This window comes from Cupriavidus sp. 2TAF22 (genome assembly GCF_052115045.1).
Taxonomy (GTDB): Bacteria; Pseudomonadota; Gammaproteobacteria; order Burkholderiales; family Burkholderiaceae; genus Cupriavidus.
This window is the reverse complement of the sequence record NZ_JBFRFX010000030.1, coordinates 74604-92023: the sequence shown is the minus strand read 5'-3', so window position 1 is coordinate 92023 and position 17420 is coordinate 74604. Positions and strand designations below refer to the sequence as shown.

Here is a 17420-nt window from a genome sequence, read left to right as displayed (position 1 = left end):
CTACTGCAGCGCTCACGGATGAATGGCATGGCTTGCCTGGGGCAATACGAAGCTGCGCTAGAGACCGCTGTGGGCTGAGTTCTCGGCAGGCGCAAGATGGAAAGCACCCGCGGCTATGTTGAAGAGTTGCAGGGTACAAGGCGCTGGCGCAAGCGGCCTGAAGCCGGGTTTTCAATAGGCGGGGCGTTGACCCGTACTCATCTCGGCGGTGTGCAGTTGAGGAGTTTGCGATAAAGCGAAGCGCGCAGCAAATGACGCTTGAGAGCGAAATGCTGCCAGATCAGGCCGAAGTTCGGCAGGAAGGCCTGCGTGCGCCTTGGGTCGCGGAATCCGCGCATGCGCCGCTCCCGTTCGCGGGTCAGCTGATGACTGTTCTCGGCGCGATTGTTCACGCGGGCGGGGGCCTTCACGAACACGTGCTTGACGCTGGCCAGCTCCGAGATTTCGGCCTTTGCGGCTGGGTAGCCGCGCAGTTGATCGGTGACGATCTTGCGTGGCGCCGGGCAGGAACGCAGCACGCGCTGAAAGAAGCGTCGGGCGGCGGCCTTGTCGCGCCGCTTCTGCAGCAGGATGTCGAGTTCGGCACCATATTCATCGACGGCCCGCCACAGCACGTAGGGCTCGCCACGCAACGTCGCGAGCATCTCATCCAGTTGCCACGTGCTGCCTGGTTTGCGGCGCGCAGCCTTGGCGCGATGCGCAAAGGCCGCGCCAAACTTGTCGCATCAGCGGCGGATCGTCTCGTAGCTGACGATCACACCGCGCTCGAACAGCAGCTCCTCAATCTCGCGCAGGCTCAGGTTGTCGTCATGGCTCGTTGTAGGAGGAATCCTCGTTGTGGGAGAGCCCATTTCCTACATTCAACCGGCAATCCAATGCGTACCCTGAAGAAAGAACGAAGTTGAATAGGAGAACCTTATGAAGCTCATCCTTGTGTTGCTTGCCGCTTCCATTGCATTGCTCAGTGGCTGCGTTGTGGCGCCCTATGGAGATGAGCACCGGGGCGGTGGCGGGTACTACGGCGGAGATGGCCGAGGGGACCACGACCGGGACCACGGCAATCGCGACCGGAGCGATCACCGGGACGACGGTAGCGACAGAGACCGGTGGCAGGGCGGGCAGCGATACTAGCGCCTCGCTAGCGAGTGCGCGAGGCCATGTGATGAATACGCATTACGATTTCGTTACGAGTAGCCTCCGGAGCCCGGAATAGACTGAATGGTAGGGTCCTCAATTACATAGCCTCTGGAGATCGAGATGCGGAAGATCAAGATGTTCGCCAGCCTGGCGCTAGCGGCGTGCACTGTCATTTCGATTGCCGCCTATGCCCAGGATAGGGGTCCTGGTGGAGATGATCGCGGAAGGCCCCCCATGGGTCACGATCAGGGTCAAAATCACGATAACCAGCACGGCTACAACGATCGCGGTCGGGACGGTGACCACGGCCGGCAAGGTGACATAGGTTGGGAAGGTGACAGGGGCAGGGGGCAGATGGACAGAGGGTACGGCCCTGACCGTCGCGCTGATCGCCCGGGCCCTGGCCATTGGCAAAAGGGTGAAAGGATCCCGTCGGAATACCGTCACCGTCAGTACGTGGTCGATGACTGGCGCGCCTATCGGCTATCGCCTCCGCCGCGCGGATACCAGTGGGTGGGGGTTGGCGGGGATTACCTACTGGTCGCCGTTCCGACCGGCGTGGTCTTCCAGGTGGTCATCGGGCGCTAGGTCGCGGGCAACAAAAAGCCGGCAGATGTGAATTGACGCCAAAAAAATGGACGGATCGGAAAGCTAGGCCTGGCAGGGCTGAGTTTCGCTAAAAGGTCGCAGATCAGTCGTCCCGATTCTGAACCCGAGAGTTGTCCCAATTGTTGCATCTTCCTAATATCCTGAAGGAGCGAAAACCGTTCGACGTGACGCGCCGCTTCGCGTACACATTTAGACTAGACCCGTAGCACTGTGGGTACAGGCGACACGCCGCTAATACCTCTCGGATTTGGCAAAGGGCTTGAAAGAAGTCCGTCGCGGTCACATCGATCACCTGGTCTCTATAGCGACCTCGCAAGCGACATTTTGGGTAGGTGCCCGAGGCGCGAAAGTGAATCTGTTCGTCCTCCTTACCCCCTATAAGCCTGGCGCGGAACTTGAGCATCACCAATAAGCCGACGGCCCACCCATTATCCATACAACTAGAGTGTAGGGCGGTCTCGTGGATTCCGGCGTCAGCGTAATCCTACATTTCTGGCTGTCGGCTCGATCGGCATCATGCACTGGCGGAACTCCCCGCTTCCCGAGATTGTCCGTCTTTATAGGGAGGCCATAGCGCTGTTGGGACGAGCGCGATATGAAACGAGTTGGGAGGCATTACAGGAGACGATGATGAAACTTATCGTGAAGATGTGTCTCGCTAGTCTTGCGGGATTGCTTGCGACCGCAGGCGAGGTAACCGCCGGGACAGATGCGCCCAGATTGCCGACGGTAACGGAGGGCGTCCCCGCCATAAATAATAGACCCGTCGGAGCCCCAGAAGGTGAGTTTGGCGGCGGCATCATGAAGTCCGCGCCGATCGCAGCACCCGCGACAAACGTTTCCGACAATGCAATCACCATGAAGGTGAGAGAGCAGCTTCTAGCCTCCGGGCTTCGATCAGGCCGGATGCGGGTGAGTACCGAGAACGGCATCGTGCAGCTCAATGGCAAGGTGCAAAGCGACACCGAAAAGCTGACGGCCTTGAATGCGGTCCGAACAGTGGAGGGCGTGCAATCTGTCGTGGACGGCCTTGAGGTCGAGAAATAGTATCGCGCACCTTTCGCAGGAAAACGCCCCCGGCGATGCTTGGCGTGTTGATGGGGCGATTGAACCTCCCGCCGGGCGCTTGATGGCAGCGGCGGGCCTTCCAGCAAAGTAATGCAGATAGGAAGGTAATGGAGCGCACGAAGCATCGCTATTGGTCGTTTGGCTGACCACCTTCGCTCGGTGTCGGCGCGCGCCTAAGGCCGGGCCGTTATGTCGCAGGCTGATCCTCGCATTGTCGGAGATGGGTACGAGTGAGTCCGTCGGCGGGGGTGAGGGTCAGGATCAATTGTGTCAGGGGGCCGTAGAAATTTATGGAAAAGCCTCCTGCAACAGCACTGCGGCCCCGCACATTAGTTTTTTTGCGATTTGGATTCCGCCTTAACGATGAGGCGATCTTGATTTGCGTCCAACTCCACGCGGGGGCGGTTGCCCTGCACGAGACAGTCCCGCATGTCGGAGACGATATGAGGAGGCATCTCGTCGCGCTCGGATCGGGCCTGTGCGCCGACGCCGACCTCAAATGGGCCACCGCAACTCGCGCAGTGATATACGTAGCCAGCCAAGGTGCGCCGGCGTTCCGCGAGCGTCTGGCAGAGTGGACAGCTAGCTGTTTCAAACGGCAATTCGTTCACGTCTTCACCATTAAAACCATGTCATGTGAGATGCGGGCCTTTCCTCAGTAGAAATGGGCCTCATGCTGAGCTGGCAGCGGCCGGTAGTATCCGACCGAGCGGAATGGTCCAGGCTCCACGCGGATTCCGCCCGCTAAGACTGGAGTTCTTCGGCTGCCGCCGCGAGCGAATTTACGCTTCGAAACAGTTGGCGGGAAAGCATTGCATCGGGGATCTCGATGTTGAATGCATTCTCAATGGCCAGCATCACGTGCACGGTAGCCAGGGAGGAGAGGCCCGCTGCGTAAAGATCTGCTTGGTCGTCAAGCGCTTCGACGGGCACGTCGAGCCGTGCGACGTCGCTAAGGATCTGTCGAATGATAGCCTTCATCTGGAACCTCTCGGCGGATGAGTATGATCGAAAGAAACCATTGGGCCGAATCCGTCGTGGGGCTTCAGTGCGCCGCCGCACAAGCTCGCCACGTTGGTAGCCCATCTGCTCGCGTAGCTCATCTCGCGGCGAGCGCGCTGCTGCTGTGACGTCCCGATGTGCGATGAGAAGTACATCCGAAAGCTGCCGCGATCGTGTCGAAATTGCGCGACCGGAAATGACCGAAGTCTTCAGGCATAACGGCTAGATCATTTGCGAAATGCGAATAGGAATCTGAACACTTCAACTGCCAGGCAGATTTCTCAGGCTTCCGCCCGGGATCCGGAGCTTTCTCGGCGAGCTTAACTCGGCCAAAAACGTGCTTTCGCGCTTCCGGGCCCAGAATCGTACCCTCTGCAGACCGACCCTCCGCGTCACATTCAACTCAAAATCGCTATGACGGTGCCCCTGACAGCGGGAGCTGCGTGTAGCTAGCTCATTGGCTTAAATTTTGCCCAATCGTCCTTTGCGCGCGGGAACAGAGTGTGCTCTCTTGACTGCGAGCATGCGAAGCGCATGCCGTTTCCCCAAAATGACACGTAAGAGTTGACCATGGACAAAGCAAAAGTACCAACAGACCAACGTGCAGCTCACGGCCTCCTGGCAGACGACCATCGTGCGGCCAAGAAACTGTTCAAGCAATTCGAGGAAAGCTCCAGCATAAGTTGCGAAGTCTGCGTCAAGAATGAATGCCCAATTCTCGACCACTTGGAACGCATACGCGCGCAGGTCGCGTTGGCACGCGAATGGGCCGCCGTTACCGGACGCTGCATGAGATCGACCAGGAGCGCAATGCTGCTTACGCACGGCGCAGTTCCCTGGGATGATTAATGTATTTCGTCGGCGTGAGCGTGCGTGAGGGAATGCGCGCGGTGCAGGGGGCGGAGGCTTTCCTGCCCATTCGACGCATTGAAGGTCCCGAATTGCCGCTTGGAATTTGGGTCCTGCTGATCGGGCCAATCAGGACGGGCGCGCGGAGGCAACCTCCGCACCTGGGCGGTGGCGGCTGCGACTGAGCGCCCTAGCGAAACCAGGTGCCGGCGCGCAAGAGGGTCGGGCCTGGTCCGCGATTCAGTCTATCTTCAGTCCTAGCCCCGGTCGCCACCCCGGTTTGCCATCAACAGGCCCAGGATAATGCCGACCCCGACCGCCACGCTCATGGAACGCAGCGGCTGATCCTTAACATAGGCGGCGGTATCCTCGGCTCGCCGGGAGATTTGCTGGCGCACATTTTCCGAGATGCCCTTTGCGGCATCCCTGGTCGCGTTCATCTTGCTCAGGAACTCTTCCTTGGCCTCGTCCAGCGCAGCCCCGGACAGGGTGGGAATGCGGCTGATCAGGTCGTCGAGCTCCCGCTTCAAGCCGTAGGCTTCGCTGCGTGCGACCGCACCGACCTGTTTGCCGGCGTCCTTGGCAGCGTCCAGGATGTTTGTGGTTGCCGTGCCGAACTTGCCGGCGATACCCGGCGAATCGTTCTGGACGGAGGATTGGGTATTGCCTTGGGTTTCCATTAGTCGTGCTCCTGAAAGTCGGTCGTTCGGCATCAGGTCATCGCGCGCCGGACACGCCGCGCGGTACCCCGTGGTCGTCCGCCTGCTCGTCGGCGGCGCAGGCCAGGTACACAGCGCATGTTTCATGCCATGAATGCATCATTACCCCCAAGTGGAGCGCGCTCTGGCCAGGCATCGCCGGTCGGTCACTGCGGGGAGCAGCGCGGCAGCCGTGATGCGACCAGAACCAAGCCCTCGCGGCGAATCCAGCAGCCCTGCCTCTCGCGCACGGCTGCATAGAAAATTACCGGCCTTGAAATTCCTCCCTCGGCCGGAGGTTGGCAAAATTTCGGAGATCCTGCTCGACGTGCGTGGCGGACGCATACGCTGTGCTGACCAACGGTGGCTTCCTCGGAATGGGCGATTCCCTGCATGCCAGTCCCTGGGGCGCGCTCAGCCTGGACACCGACGATAAGTGCTTCAGCACCGGTGTGACCGCGCAACGGATCAAGAATGCGCCGGGTTTTCCTATCTGATTTATGAATAATTCCATGGGAGCGCAGCGAGCGGTGCGCGTGCGCGGCAGGGCGAGCGGGTGGCGGCTCAGGGTCAGTCCGGGCTTTTCATCGGCGACAACTAAAGGAAGGGAGCAAGGTCCGTGCAACCTTTGAGAAGGTTAGTGGCGTGGCAACGGTGACGAATATCGAGCCGGAATAAGCGCCCTACGGATTAGGCAATGCTGCCTGTGGCCCCGCCGCCACAACCTCGTGCACGAAGCGGAGCTTGTCCACCACGACAGGGCTCAGTGCGAACGGATAGCCATCCGGCACGCCCAGGCTTCGGTTGAGGCTGTTGCGCACGTAGGTGAGCGGAAACCACCGATTCATCAGACTTTGAAAGCTGGCATCCTCGACGGGTGTCTGGTCCGTCAGGGTAGGCTCTCCGACTGTGGCTGGCTTGAGCGCAAGCCCGCATGCCGCGGCGGTGTCCACGGTATCGACGATGTGGAGATAGTCTGCCCAGGTTTCGGCCCAGTCCTCCCACGGGGGCATGGCCGCGTAGGCGCTGACATAGTGCCGAGGTGGGTGCAACGCCTGGACGCCGTGTATAAAAAGAAATGAGCTCATCTGGATCGCTCGCCTTCTACCTGCGACTGCATCGCAAGGCTGGCAATGCCATCAAGTACACCCCGGACGGTGGCGTCATCGATCTGAGGATCAAACGGCAGGGCGAAGATGCGGTGCTGAGCATCACCGACAACGGCATCGGCATCCGCAAGGAGTTTCTTGCCAGCATTTTCGAGATCTTCGTGCAAGCCGAACCGGCTACCGACCGCCGCGCGTCAGGACTCGGCCTCGGGCTGGCCCTCGTGCGCAAGCTGACCGAACTCCATGGGGGGACCGTGACGGCCACCAGCAACGGGCAGAATGTCGGGAGCCGGTTTGTCGTGCGCCTGCCGGCACTGCCGGACGGCACGCCAGCGGCTGCGCCCGAGCCCTTGCACACCGTGACGGCTTCGGTCGTTTTACCCCGCCGCATACTCGTGGTCGACGATAACTGCGATGCTGGCGACAGCATCGCGACGTTACTTCGCCTGGACGGCCACGAGGTGCGGGTCGCGCGGGACGGCTCGAGTGCCCTGACATGCGTGGATAACTTTCATCCCGAGGTCGTCTTGCTTGATATCGGCTTGCCAGATATCGACGGCAATGAAGTGGCACGGCTGATCCGGGCGAACCCCAATCTGCCCGATGTCCGGCTGGTGGCCCTGAGCGGATACGGGAGGCCGGAAGGAGGCCTCGGCGAACGGCGGGATTTTGATCACTATCTGGTCAAGCCAGCCGCATTGACGCAGTTGAATGCCTTGATTGCCATGGGCGCAAAGCGCGTATAGGCAGCAGGGCGGGGCATTCACATACTGTGCCCCATCACATCACTTCTGCCGTGGCGCCAACACCTTGCGGTCGGGCGCTTCCAGCTTGCCCGCACGGCGCAGACTTACCGCCTCGGCAATCGCGCCGGCCACATTGTCCACCTCGCGCGGCATCGCCTGGTCGTGATCGAGGTCAGCATGGCTGGTGGCGTACGGGCGCCAATAGCCGATATAGCGGTCGAGTTTCGCCAGATGCCTGCGTCTATCAAGCCCATCCAGTCCATCCAGTCGCACAATGCGCGTCGCACACCATCGATTCCGGCCACGTCGCCATGTACCGCCACACCGTAGACGCGCCCGGCCAAGTGCTTGGGGTAGTCCCAGCCCCGCAATTCCAGCGCCTTGGCTTGCTCCGGCTTTTGCCATGCGTGCTGCTCGGATCGGGGTTACCGCCATCGGCACAGACCAGCCGGTTAATCATCAGCTTGAGCGGACTTGTGGCCTGATACCAATAGACCGGCGAGACGATCATCACGCCATGGGCGCCTACCCAGCGCGGATAGAGCGCGTTCATCCAATCGTTGACCTGGCCGAGCGAATGATTGGGATAGCAACTGCATGGCCAATGGCAAAGTGGCATGGCCGTAAGCTGCGCCGCCGTCGGATAGATGAGCGCAACAGCACGAAGATTAATGCCAATCAAATGTTGTGCTCAGCGTGACGGGGGACCGGCGGGGCGCATGTCCCGTGGCTACAGGCATTTTGCCGCGCGAAGGAAACTTCGGCCATGCAGCAACAGAGGGCAGGACAAATGTCCCGCCAGCTAATAATCCCTATTGGCCGATGTTCTTCCCATAACCGCCCTTACCAACTTTCGCGCGGCCGAGCATTTACCCCTCAACCCGGCCCCATCCCCTTCGGACCTGCACCACCACCGGTAACAGCGATACGACGATAATTGCTATCGTCAGCCAACTCATATGCGAACGCACCCACTCGATGCCGCCCAGCCAGAAGCCGGCAAGCAGTAAGCCACTTCCCCACACCACCGCGCCGAGCACGTTGAAGGCAGCGAAGCGCCGGGGGTGCATGCCAGTCAGGCCGGCGAGGAAGGGGGCCACGCTGCGGACGATCGGCACGAAGCGCGCGATGGTGATGGTCGAGCCCCCGTAGTGATCGAAGTAGGCACGAGTCTTTGCAATATATTGCGGCTTAACCCAGCCACCGCGCAGCAGATGCTGACCCAGGGGGGACCGGCCTATCAGGTAGTTGACGCCGTCGCCGACAATGGCTGCGGTGCAAATCATTGCCATTGCTGGTAGCGGCGACAAACCATTGACGCCGAGGAATGCGCCAGTCGCGAACAGCAATGAATCACCCGGCAAAAACGGCAGAATGACGAAGCCGGTCTCCAGGAAGATGATGGCTGCCACGAACAGCACGCCGGTGACCCAGTTCTGGGCCAGCATCGACATAATTTGCTGGTCATTGAAGAGCCAACTGAGCAATCCGGTGGATAACATGCGATGTCCCGGACCTTAACGTCGTCCGCCGAGCCGGTCAAACGTGCCTAAAAGATCCGTCAATGCTTGCTTGCACTCCACCGCATTTGGTGTGGTAGACCGCACTGCTCCGAGCGCGCGGTCGATGGCCTTGTCGGCGACGTGCCAGTCCGCGGCGGCGCGCGGCTTCAGGCCGGCTTCGGCGTTATCCCACGCAACCTCTAGGTCCTTGATCCTCGTCTTTGCCGCGGGTAGATTGCCCTTTTCAACGAGCAAGGCCACGTCTGCAGCGATCACGCGAAAGGCGGACAGGTCGCCTAGCCTGGATTGCGTGGGCGTGTCCGCAGGAGTGGCCGCCACAGCGATGTGAGGGAGGAGGGCGAGGGCCGCGGAAACACTTGCGTAGCTTGGCGCCAGCACGGCTGCGGCGAGCAAGGCCGCGTCAAGTCGGCGGTGAATGATGTGTCGCTTCATGTCGTACTCCTAAAGGATTCGCGTGATGCATTACGAGGTGCGAGGGGCGGGATTACCGGGCCCGCGCTGACTAACATTCCGTTGGGCGATGGCGACCATCAGAACGATCACCGATAGGAAGATCGCGCTTGTCACCAAGGCGCCGAGACCAACGCCGCCATACTCGTGCGACTGTGACAACATGTCACCGAGCGAAGCGCCCAGGGGACGCGTGAGGATATAAGCGATCCAGAACGCCAAGACAGTGTTTAAGCCACAGTAAAAGGCCGCGACGGTGAGCGCGATCAACGTGCCAAATGCCACGCAGCCGAGTCGGAATCCCAGTCCCAGGGCTTCGGTGGCGAGGTCGCCTGCTGCGGTGCCCAGTGCAAATGTGCAAAGAATCGCAGCCCAGTAAAACAGCTCTCTTTGGGGGCTATCTATGGATTGGATAGATAGCGTCCTTTCTCGGCCGTACCAGAGCAGGAAAACCCCAGCGAGCAGGATGGCGAAAAGCGCGGTGCTTAGGTATAAGCTCACGCCTAAGCCGTCAGTCAGAGCGTCGGTGATCTGGGTGCCTACTACGCTGACCAGCACTACCGTCAGCCAGTAAAGCCATGGAACGTAACGACGCTGCCGCACGTGGGTGAGCAAAGCAAGGCACAGCAGACCGAACATACCAGCACGTGTGGCCGCCTGTCCCAGTCCCGCATTGACAGCGAGGTAATCGGCACCAGTCTCGCCAACGGTGGTCGACATAATCTTGATGATCCAAAAACCGAGGGTGACTTGCGGCACCTTGTTCTGCCAATTGGACATGGGATCTTGCAGTACGGTGGGCATAAAGGGCTCTCCGATTCGGTCAGCGGGTTGGCGTGCGCAGTCGCATCTGGCCAGATACATGGTCGCGGTACGCAACCAACTGGATACCCGACACGGAAACGGGCAGCAAAGGATGGAGTTAAGGCTAACGCCGTATGCCTTAAGGAAGAATTAAAGGAACGACGTTTGGGCGAAGTGACTAAGGCAATACCGGCCGGCGCCGGCAACTGAGCGTTTTCCCATCGCGGGATGGCGCGTGGCACGGGGACAGCCGGCCGCATACGGCGAGGGGAGTGCCTTTCCGATGCCTATGCGGCGATGAACGTTCGCAAGGTTAGATCAATGCCTGGCCCCTGGCCCAAAATGTCGATGAAGCCGCTACGCCTGGCGGCGTGCTCCAACGCGGCGCGCATAAGTGGCGACAAAAAAGAGGGCGGGGAGTTCGTCGGCGTTCCGGTAGCCTCCACCCTCGGCGAAACAGCGGAGCCTGGCAGTGCAGCGGGGTGAAGGGGGAGCAGCAGGACTGGACTCCTACGCGGAGGGGGGCGCGGCGGTTAGACCGTAAGCGCCCGGCGAACGCGCCTTGACAGCGCACGACGCGGTGGCGGGAGAAACAGGCATGACCTCGAAGAGGCTGCCGACTGTATTCGCTTACGAGTAGCTACAGGCCGCTATACATGACGAATCCCTTGGTCCAAGCAATGTGACCTTCTTCGTCAGCCTTCCAAAAAACCTGCGCGGACACATCGTATGGCAATGGACCCTTTCCCTTGCGGAAGAACTCCGCACGATGGATGGAGATGTCACTCCTACACACACCATCAATCTTAAACTCCTGATTCCGAAGCGCATTTTCGAGCGCGGCCACAGGTGACCCAGGCGGGAATAATGTTCGCAGCCGAGCGTCGAACTCTGGCGAGATTGCCAGCTTCCCGCCCCATCCCTTCAGCATCTCCACTTCCGTCTTGTTGCTGGGCGGGCACGGACTCGCATGGCCGCCTCCAGCCGTCACATTGCGCAACAATGGTGGTAAATCGTTTGCCTTCGGTACCGGACCACACCCCACAGACAACAGGCTGACCAGGCCGATCCAGACCAGCGATCGGACAGATATACGTCTGCGGTAGGCGTGCCTCATTTTTTTCACCAAGGCCTCACGGCCGGACTAGCTCTCCTTCTGGCCGGGTTTTGGGTGGCTACGTTATTGGGGGAAGGGCGGATGTCTGTCTGCGCCGCCAACAACTCAAGTCAGCCGTCGGCGCGCTGGCCCTCAGTTCCGGATTCCCAATCAATATTTTCACGATGGTGAAAGTACTGGGTTGTGACCATGGCATCCCGCGGACACTCAACGGTCGTCTCTTGCCACGACCCTTCTCCGCCGGTCGACCGGTCTAATTGTTCTGACTGAAGTCGCGACAAGAGCGGTCGCCCGGTTCGGTGTTGCGACCGTCGCCCGCAAGTTGGATGCCAGGTTTTGGCAGACGATCAGGCGGCAATGCAGGAAATCAGGCTTATGTTGTCGGATCCGCCAATGACGAGCCGAACGACAGGTTGCTCCCGCAAGATCGCGAGATGCTCACGCTTGCGTCGACCAGCGCTTTGATTGCCTTTGTCTTGATGCGCCGGACATCGGGGCTTGCGCCGATTAGCGTCAGACACGCGACTGCCTCGTTCTGAACATCGAGAATCGGCGCGCTCACAGCGGACAGTCCTGGGATGAGAACCGATTCCGCTTCGTCGTATCCGACTCGCCGGATCGTCGAAAGACGCTCAAGCAACTTCACTGGCGGCTGTTCATGGTTCTTCGAAACGGCCAACTCGATCAGGTCATCTCTGACCTGATCGGGGGTGAAGGCGAGCAGCACGCGACCCGTTGCCGAATTTGTCAATTGGAATGTCGAGCCCACCGACAACGTAGTAATGAACGGCACATAGCTGCGTTCCCATCGCACGATAGTGGGGCCGCGATCGCCGAGCACACAGAGGAGGGCGGGCAATCCCGTGATAGAAACTAGCTGTGGCATTGCTTCACTGGCGAGGCGCAGATGATCAATACGCGCGAGGGCAGACGCGCCGATGCGTACCGCCGTCGGCCCAAGGTCGTAGAGACCGGTGACTTCATCCTGTACCGCGAGACCGCTTGCCATTAGGCTCGCGAGGTAGCGATGCGCGAGGCTGTTTGGCATGCCGATGGCGCGCGCCAGATCGCGGAGGGGTGTCGCCTTACCCGCCTCGACAAGCGCAAGAAGAACCTCCGTTGCCTTGTCGGCCGACTGAATCCGGCGTCGTCCTCCGCTATTGCCGGCAGCAGTCGGTGGCGGGTCGTCCGCCGACACCGCCGATGGTTCTGCGATGGTTTTTTTTGCTTCTGTCAAAGCCGTCGATACTCCTCTCGGAAGGGGGCGAACCTCGGATTCAGGGTGCGCGAACGATTTTTGAGTTTATCACGGGCGATGACACGGGAATTCAGCCAGCTCCAGGCAAGCAGATGACGCGCGCATCGGCATTGCGGAGGCGGAGCGGCAAAATGCGCTGATAGTCTGTGGAGGTGTACCAGGCCGTGGCGTCCTCGGGGCTCTCGAACTCCAGAACCACGAACGTCCCGGTTTTGGCGTTGCCCTCGAGCACGTGGGGCGTGCCTCCCCGAATCAGGAACACGCCGCCATAGGAATCCAGCGTGGGCTGGACCTTGCTGGCGTACTCATCCCACTCCGCGCCGGGGGTGGATGTCTACCTCGGCAAAAATGTAACCTTTCGTCATGTCGTCTCCCGTCAGAAGGATGAGGTGAAGTTCGCTGGAGCGTCGCAGGCCACCGTTCCCATCTTTGCCGGAATCGAGACTTCGAGAAGCTCGAGGTCTGGTGAGATCGCCAACTCGTTGTGCTTGAGTCCGCCAGGGATCAGGAGCGATTCTCCCGCGCTGACGCGAATATGGCGGCCGTCCTCGAAGACCAGGTCGACCCAACCGCGCAGCGTATAAATGAACTGCGAATCGCAGAGGTGATAGTGCCACCCGGTTTGCTGCATTTCGCCCGTTGCAAGAGTTATCTGCGCGCGCATGCGGCCATCCGTGGCAGTCGTCACGCCCAGGTCCCGATACTTGAAGAATGAGCGGCGTCCCGGCACCAGTGGCGCCGTTTCGGGCGTGGCATAGGAAAGCCTTTGCGCAAGCGCTTCGGCGTCGGCAATCGACGTGGCGGAATGAACGTGTTCGGTGGATGAGTCCATGGTCTGCTCCGTGGGTGTTGTCGTTGTTAAAGTTGCTGATTGGCGGGTTGCCGCCGTGGTGCCCCGCGTACCAGCACGGTGGCGCGTTCTTCCACACTCTTGATGATCGAAGTGAAATCGTCCTGGCCGCGTCCTTCTTCCATTGCCGTTTGCCAGACGCCCCGGGCCTGCTCTAGAACGCGCGCCGGGATGCGCAGATTGCGGGCCTCTGCGATGGCGAGCTCCACATCCTTTGCGAGGATCGACATGTGTGCCCCGAAGTCGAACGATCCAGGGAGGGCGAAGCGAGCAAGTATGTCTGCTGCCGCGCTCTGGCCGGTGCTGGATCGGATGACGTCGGCCATGGCGTCGGCGTTCAGGCCTGCTTTGGCGCCCATTGCCAACGCCTCCGATGCAACGGCCATGTTGGCGGCCAGCATGATGTTGTTCACCAGCTTCATCGCCTGTGCCTGGCCGGGCTGATCGCCCAGCTTGTGAATTGTCTTCGCGATGCGATCCAGCGAGGGCATGGCGCGCGCAATGTCATGGCTCGCGCCGGCCAGCATGATGGACAGCGTGCCCGCACGCGCGGCGGACGGCCCACCACTGACTGGCGCGTCCACCGTGGCGATATGCTGACGCTGAAGTCTCTGTGCGATGGAGGACACCGCAGTCGGACCGATCGTCGACATCTCGATGTACGTATGCAGCGCGTTGCCGGCCGCCACGCCGTCCTGGCCGAAAATCGCCGCTTCGCATACCGCCTGGCTTGGCAGGCAGGCCATGACGATGGCGGCGGCATCCGCCACCGAACGTGGACTGGCATGCGCCACTGCGCCAGCGTCCACAAGTCGCGACACGGCTTCCGCGTTAGGGTCGTAGACGTGCAGTCGGCACCCGGGATGAATAAGCCGCATTGCCATCGCGGCACCCATGTTGCCAAGGCCTAAAAARCCGACKTGGGTAATCTYGCTCACGTTCGTATGTCTCCGTATCTGGGTAGATTTCCGCGCACCGCGTCTACCAGTCGGTGCCGCGCGCGTCGTGCTTCGGGTAATGTTGCAGTGCCGGCCTTCACTCAGATCAACAGTTCGATCAGGAAGGGGCCGTCCTGGCGGAAGCTCTGCTTCATGAGGTCGGCGCACTGCTCGAGCGTCGTTGCGCGTGCGGCCTCCACCCCCATGCCGTTGGCGAGCCTGACCCAGTCGAGATCGGGATTCGACAGATCCAGCATGCTCATGGCCGTGGGCCCCGGTAATGCCCCGACGTTCTCGTATTCGCCGATCAGGATGTTGTACTTGCGGTTGGCCAACAAAATCGTCGTGCAGGGGAGTCGTTCACGTGCCTGCGTCCAAAGCGACTGAAGCGAATACATCGCCGAGCCGTCAGCCTGCAGGCTGATGACCCGTCTCGAGCCCCCACAGGCCACCGCCGCGCCGGTTGCAACCGGGAGTCCGTCGCCAATGGCACCGCCGGTCAGTGAGAGCCAGTCATGTGGTGCTGCAGCGTGGGTGAATCGGTAGAAGCTGCGGCCATACGAAATGCTTTCGTCCGATATGATCGCGTTCTCCGGCATCACGGCGGCGATCGTCTGGGCCAGCCCTTCCGGCGTGGGTACACCGGTAGCGATCTCCGGGCAGGGCTGCGCGGGCGGCATATCGACCACTGGCGCGTTCAGCGCCTCCGCCAGCGCGAGCAGGGCCGCTTCGGGATGCTGGTCGACGCGCGACAAATGATGGATCTGGGCTTCGCGCGGATACTGGAGGGAGGGCTTGCCGGGATAGGCGAAGAATCCGACTGGTGGCCTGGCGTTGACCAGGATGATGTGCCGGAACGATGCCATCATCGTGATGGCTTGATCGGTGTTGTAGGGCACCCGCTCGATCGGCAGACGGCCTCGTCCACGCGAGACCCGCCCCATCACGTACTCATATTTCAGGGTCGCGCCCGTCGCGCTGGCAATGCGCCACGCGAGCGCCTGCGCTTCGGGCAGCGCGCACTCGCCGCCAAGCAGAATCAGCACGTCATTGCTATTCTGGCGCAGAATGCGCGCCGCGTTGTCGACGGCAAACGTATCGATCGATGGCGCTGACGGTACGGGCAATGCGCGCGCGGCAGCGCCGCCCGCATCCCATGACGTATCGGAAGGCAGGATCAGCGAGGCGATCTGCCCGGGCGCGGTCCGCGCAGCGGCTACTGCGGCGGCCGCATCACGACCGACGTCGGCTGCGGACTGGCTCGTGCGGACCCATGCCGATACGGCGCCCGCGAGCGCGGCCGTATCGGCAGTGAGGGGCGCATCATACGGGCGGTGATAGGTCGCCTGATCTCCCACGATGTTGACGACCGCGCTATTCGCGCGGCGAGCGTTGTGAAGGTTCGCCCACCCGTTGGCAAGTCCCGGTCCGCAATGCAATAGCGTGCTCGCGGGCTTGCGGGCCATGCGGAAATAGCCGTCGGCCATGCCGGTCACGACGTTCTCCTGCAGTCCCAGCACACACCGCATACCTGGAATTTGATCCAGGGCCGCGACGAAATGCATTTCGCTGGTGCCGGGATTGGCGAAGCAGGTATCGATGCCCGACTCGAGCAGTGTGGTGACCAGACTTTCAGCGCCGTTCATGTTGTGTGTTCTCCGGTTCGATGAGGATGGGTCGCGTGGGGTCAGCGCGAGCAGGCAGGATCCGTCCAACCGGAAACTGCCTTGGCTTCGAGGAACTCCTCGATGCCCCAGATCCCGCCTTCGCGGGCGCGTCCGGACGCCTTGATGCCGCCGAAAGGAGATCCCGGGGCGCGCGGCCTGCCATTCATCTCCACCATGCCCGAACGCAGCCGGCCCGCGACGCGGCGGCATCGTTCGTCATCGGTCGATTGCACGTAATTGGCCAGCCCATACGGCGTATCGTTCGCGATGGCGATCGCCTCTTCCTCGGTGTCGAACGGAATAATGGAGAGCACAGGGCCGAAGATCTCCTCTCGGGCGATGGTCATCTGGTTGGTCACGTCGGCGAAAACAGTCGGCCGCACGAAGTAGCCGCATTCGTGCGCTTCGGGACGCCCGGGGCCGCCTGCAACAAGTCGCGCGCCCTCCGCCGTGCCTGTCTCGATCATCTCCTGGACTTTCCTGAATTGCGCCGCCGAGGTCAGCGGGCCGAAGAACTTCCCCGGCGCGTGCGCCGCCTCGGCCGCGAAGTTCTCGGCGATTTCCCGGGCCTCGTCGACTACGCGCGCATAGATCGAGCGCTCGACCAGCATGCGGGTAGGGGAGTTGCAGCTTTGACCGGTGTTCTTGAAGCAATGGAGCACCCCGCGTCTCACCGCATCCGCATCGGCGTCGGCAAAGATGAGGTTGGCCCCTTTTCCGCCGAGTTCGAGCACCACTCGCTTGAGTGTCTCGGCGGCGGCTTTCGATATGGCGATGCCAGCGCGGGTCGAGCCGGTGAAGCTGATCATGTCGATATAGGGATGCGACGACAGGCGCGCGCCGACCCCCGTGCCGTCACCGTTCACGAGATTGAACACGCCGCTCGGAAAGCCGGCTTCCTCGATGAACTCGGCAAAGAGCATCGAAGAGAGCGGCGCGATTTCCGATGGTTTCAGCACGACGGTGCATCCGGCCAGCAGTGCGGGCACCACCTTCAGCGTGACCTGATTCATGGGCCAGTTCCATGGTGTGATGAGGCCGGCCACGCCGATCGGCTCCATCAGGATCCGATCGTTGGGTGCATGCGTGCCGATGGAACGTTCGAACGAGAACGTGCGAAACGCGGTAATGAAGTTCCTCATGTGATACGCGCCAGCACCGACATGTTCGGCCCGCGCCATGTCGACGGGCGCCCCCATCTCCAGGCTGATCATCCGCGCCATTTCCGCGGCGCGTCGTTCGTAGATCTCCAGCAGCCGCTCGACCAGCCGAAGCCGCTCGCCCGGCTCGGTGCGACACCAGCCTGCGAAGGCTTGCCTTGCCGCCTGCACCGCGCGGTCGGCATCGATCGTATCGCCGACGGATATCACCGCGCAGGGTTGTTCGGTGGATGGGTCGATCACCGTCAGGTCTTGGGGCCGTGCGGGCATTACCCACTTCCCACCGATATGGAACTGTCTCTTATCAAGCACGTTGTCTCTCGTAGTTTTTGCGTTGCGGCGTACCGATCATGGCCGGGATGCTGCCGATGAATCGAACGGTAGAGCATCGCCTCCTCTTTGTAAATAGGGTTGTATCGTTATCCATAGGATAAT

The 17420-nt window shown here is 61.1% G+C and carries 14 protein-coding genes and 5 pseudogenes; 4 read left to right on the top strand and 15 right to left on the bottom strand.

All coding sequences use genetic code 11. From position 1 onward, the window contains the following. Positions 1-197: 197 nt before the first annotated feature. Positions 198-800, bottom strand: a pseudogene (locus AB4Z48_RS29335) (IS6 family transposase); the annotation flags it as partial. Positions 801-1257: 457 nt separating this feature from the next. Here AB4Z48_RS29335 and AB4Z48_RS29330 point away from each other — a divergent pair. Further along, on the top strand, positions 1258-1725 hold the full coding sequence (locus tag AB4Z48_RS29330; RefSeq protein ID WP_441620481.1) for an RcnB family protein: 468 nt from the start codon (positions 1258-1260) through the stop codon (positions 1723-1725). 648 nt (positions 1726-2373) lie between these two features. Further along, entirely contained in the window at positions 2374-2793 is a 420-nt protein-coding gene (locus tag AB4Z48_RS29325; protein ID WP_441620479.1) for a BON domain-containing protein, read from the top strand. A gap of 765 nt (positions 2794-3558) precedes the next feature. Here AB4Z48_RS29325 and AB4Z48_RS29320 read toward each other — a convergent pair. After that, the gene (locus AB4Z48_RS29320) at positions 3559-3795 is read right to left on the bottom strand and encodes an acyl carrier protein (RefSeq protein ID WP_441620477.1); all 237 of its coding nucleotides are present in this window, start codon (positions 3793-3795) and stop codon (positions 3559-3561) included. 1127 nt (positions 3796-4922) lie between these two features. Further along, complete coding sequence (locus tag AB4Z48_RS29315) at positions 4923-5345, bottom strand: DUF883 family protein (RefSeq protein WP_441620475.1); 423 nt, start codon at positions 5343-5345, stop codon at positions 4923-4925. 316 nt (positions 5346-5661) lie between these two features. Here AB4Z48_RS29315 and AB4Z48_RS29310 point away from each other — a divergent pair. Beyond that, a pseudogene (locus tag AB4Z48_RS29310) lies at positions 5662-5851 on the top strand (PRC-barrel domain-containing protein); the annotation flags it as partial. A gap of 195 nt (positions 5852-6046) precedes the next feature. Here the strand turns inward: AB4Z48_RS29310 and AB4Z48_RS29305 are convergent. Then, positions 6047-6403, bottom strand: a pseudogene (locus AB4Z48_RS29305) (putative zinc-binding metallopeptidase); the annotation flags it as partial. A gap of 38 nt (positions 6404-6441) precedes the next feature. Here AB4Z48_RS29305 and AB4Z48_RS29300 point away from each other — a divergent pair. Further along, the gene (locus tag AB4Z48_RS29300) at positions 6442-7218 is read left to right on the top strand and encodes an ATP-binding protein (protein WP_441620473.1); all 777 of its coding nucleotides are present in this window, start codon (positions 6442-6444) and stop codon (positions 7216-7218) included. Positions 7219-7257: 39 nt separating this feature from the next. Here the strand turns inward: AB4Z48_RS29300 and AB4Z48_RS29295 are convergent. From AB4Z48_RS29295 to AB4Z48_RS29245, 11 genes and pseudogenes are all read right to left on the bottom strand, one after another. Further along, positions 7258-7843, bottom strand: a pseudogene (locus AB4Z48_RS29295) (flavodoxin family protein); the annotation flags it as partial. Positions 7844-8087: 244 nt separating this feature from the next. After that, positions 8088-8720, bottom strand: coding sequence for a VTT domain-containing protein (locus AB4Z48_RS29290; protein WP_441620471.1), 633 nt, complete (start codon positions 8718-8720; stop codon positions 8088-8090). Between the two features lie 15 nt (positions 8721-8735). Beyond that, complete coding sequence (locus tag AB4Z48_RS29285; RefSeq protein ID WP_441620469.1) at positions 8736-9173, bottom strand: hypothetical protein; 438 nt, start codon at positions 9171-9173, stop codon at positions 8736-8738. A 30-nt stretch (positions 9174-9203) separates the two neighbouring features. Next, entirely contained in the window at positions 9204-9971 is a 768-nt protein-coding gene (locus tag AB4Z48_RS29280) for a COG4705 family protein (RefSeq protein ID WP_441620489.1), read from the bottom strand. Positions 9972-10635: 664 nt separating this feature from the next. Continuing rightward, positions 10636-11112, bottom strand: coding sequence for a hypothetical protein (locus AB4Z48_RS29275; protein WP_441620467.1), 477 nt, complete (start codon positions 11110-11112; stop codon positions 10636-10638). A gap of 373 nt (positions 11113-11485) precedes the next feature. After that, entirely contained in the window at positions 11486-12349 is an 864-nt protein-coding gene (locus tag AB4Z48_RS29270; protein WP_441620466.1) for an IclR family transcriptional regulator, read from the bottom strand. Positions 12350-12440: 91 nt separating this feature from the next. After that, positions 12441-12680 (bottom strand): annotated as a pseudogene (locus AB4Z48_RS29265) (DUF1330 domain-containing protein); the annotation flags it as partial. Between the two features lie 66 nt (positions 12681-12746). Next, a complete protein-coding gene (locus AB4Z48_RS29260) occupies positions 12747-13202 on the bottom strand; it encodes a cupin domain-containing protein (protein ID WP_441620464.1) in 456 nt (151 codons plus the stop codon). A 26-nt stretch (positions 13203-13228) separates the two neighbouring features. After that, entirely contained in the window at positions 13229-14158 is a 930-nt protein-coding gene (locus AB4Z48_RS29255) for an NAD(P)-dependent oxidoreductase (protein WP_441620462.1), read from the bottom strand. 101 nt (positions 14159-14259) lie between these two features. Then, positions 14260-15804, bottom strand: a complete 1545-nt coding sequence (locus AB4Z48_RS29250) for an acetolactate synthase large subunit (protein ID WP_441620461.1) — start codon at positions 15802-15804, stop codon at positions 14260-14262. Between the two features lie 41 nt (positions 15805-15845). Then, positions 15846-17297 (bottom strand): aldehyde dehydrogenase family protein, encoded by a 1452-nt coding sequence (locus AB4Z48_RS29245; protein ID WP_441620459.1) that lies wholly within the window; start codon positions 17295-17297, stop codon positions 15846-15848. Positions 17298-17420 lie beyond the last annotated feature (123 nt).

Bases quoted from the DNA above. Each gene is read 5' to 3' on its own strand.
- AB4Z48_RS29330 (WP_441620481.1), top strand. From the start codon at position 1,258: ATGCGGAAGATCAAGATGTTCGCCAGCCTGGCGCTAGCGGCGTGCACT.
- AB4Z48_RS29325 (WP_441620479.1), top strand. From the start codon at position 2,374: ATGATGAAACTTATCGTGAAGATGTGTCTCGCTAGTCTTGCGGGATTG.
- AB4Z48_RS29320 (WP_441620477.1), bottom strand. From the start codon at position 3,795: ATGAAGGCTATCATTCGACAGATCCTTAGCGACGTCGCACGGCTCGAC.
- AB4Z48_RS29315 (WP_441620475.1), bottom strand. From the start codon at position 5,345: ATGGAAACCCAAGGCAATACCCAATCCTCCGTCCAGAACGATTCGCCG.
- AB4Z48_RS29300 (WP_441620473.1), top strand. From the start codon at position 6,442: ATGAGCTCATCTGGATCGCTCGCCTTCTACCTGCGACTGCATCGCAAG.
- AB4Z48_RS29290 (WP_441620471.1), bottom strand. From the start codon at position 8,720: ATGTTATCCACCGGATTGCTCAGTTGGCTCTTCAATGACCAGCAAATT.
- AB4Z48_RS29285 (WP_441620469.1), bottom strand. From the start codon at position 9,173: ATGAAGCGACACATCATTCACCGCCGACTTGACGCGGCCTTGCTCGCC.
- AB4Z48_RS29280 (WP_441620489.1), bottom strand. From the start codon at position 9,971: ATGTCCAATTGGCAGAACAAGGTGCCGCAAGTCACCCTCGGTTTTTGG.
- AB4Z48_RS29275 (WP_441620467.1), bottom strand. From the start codon at position 11,112: ATGAGGCACGCCTACCGCAGACGTATATCTGTCCGATCGCTGGTCTGG.
- AB4Z48_RS29260 (WP_441620464.1), bottom strand. From the start codon at position 13,202: ATGGACTCATCCACCGAACACGTTCATTCCGCCACGTCGATTGCCGAC.
- AB4Z48_RS29250 (WP_441620461.1), bottom strand. From the start codon at position 15,804: ATGAACGGCGCTGAAAGTCTGGTCACCACACTGCTCGAGTCGGGCATC.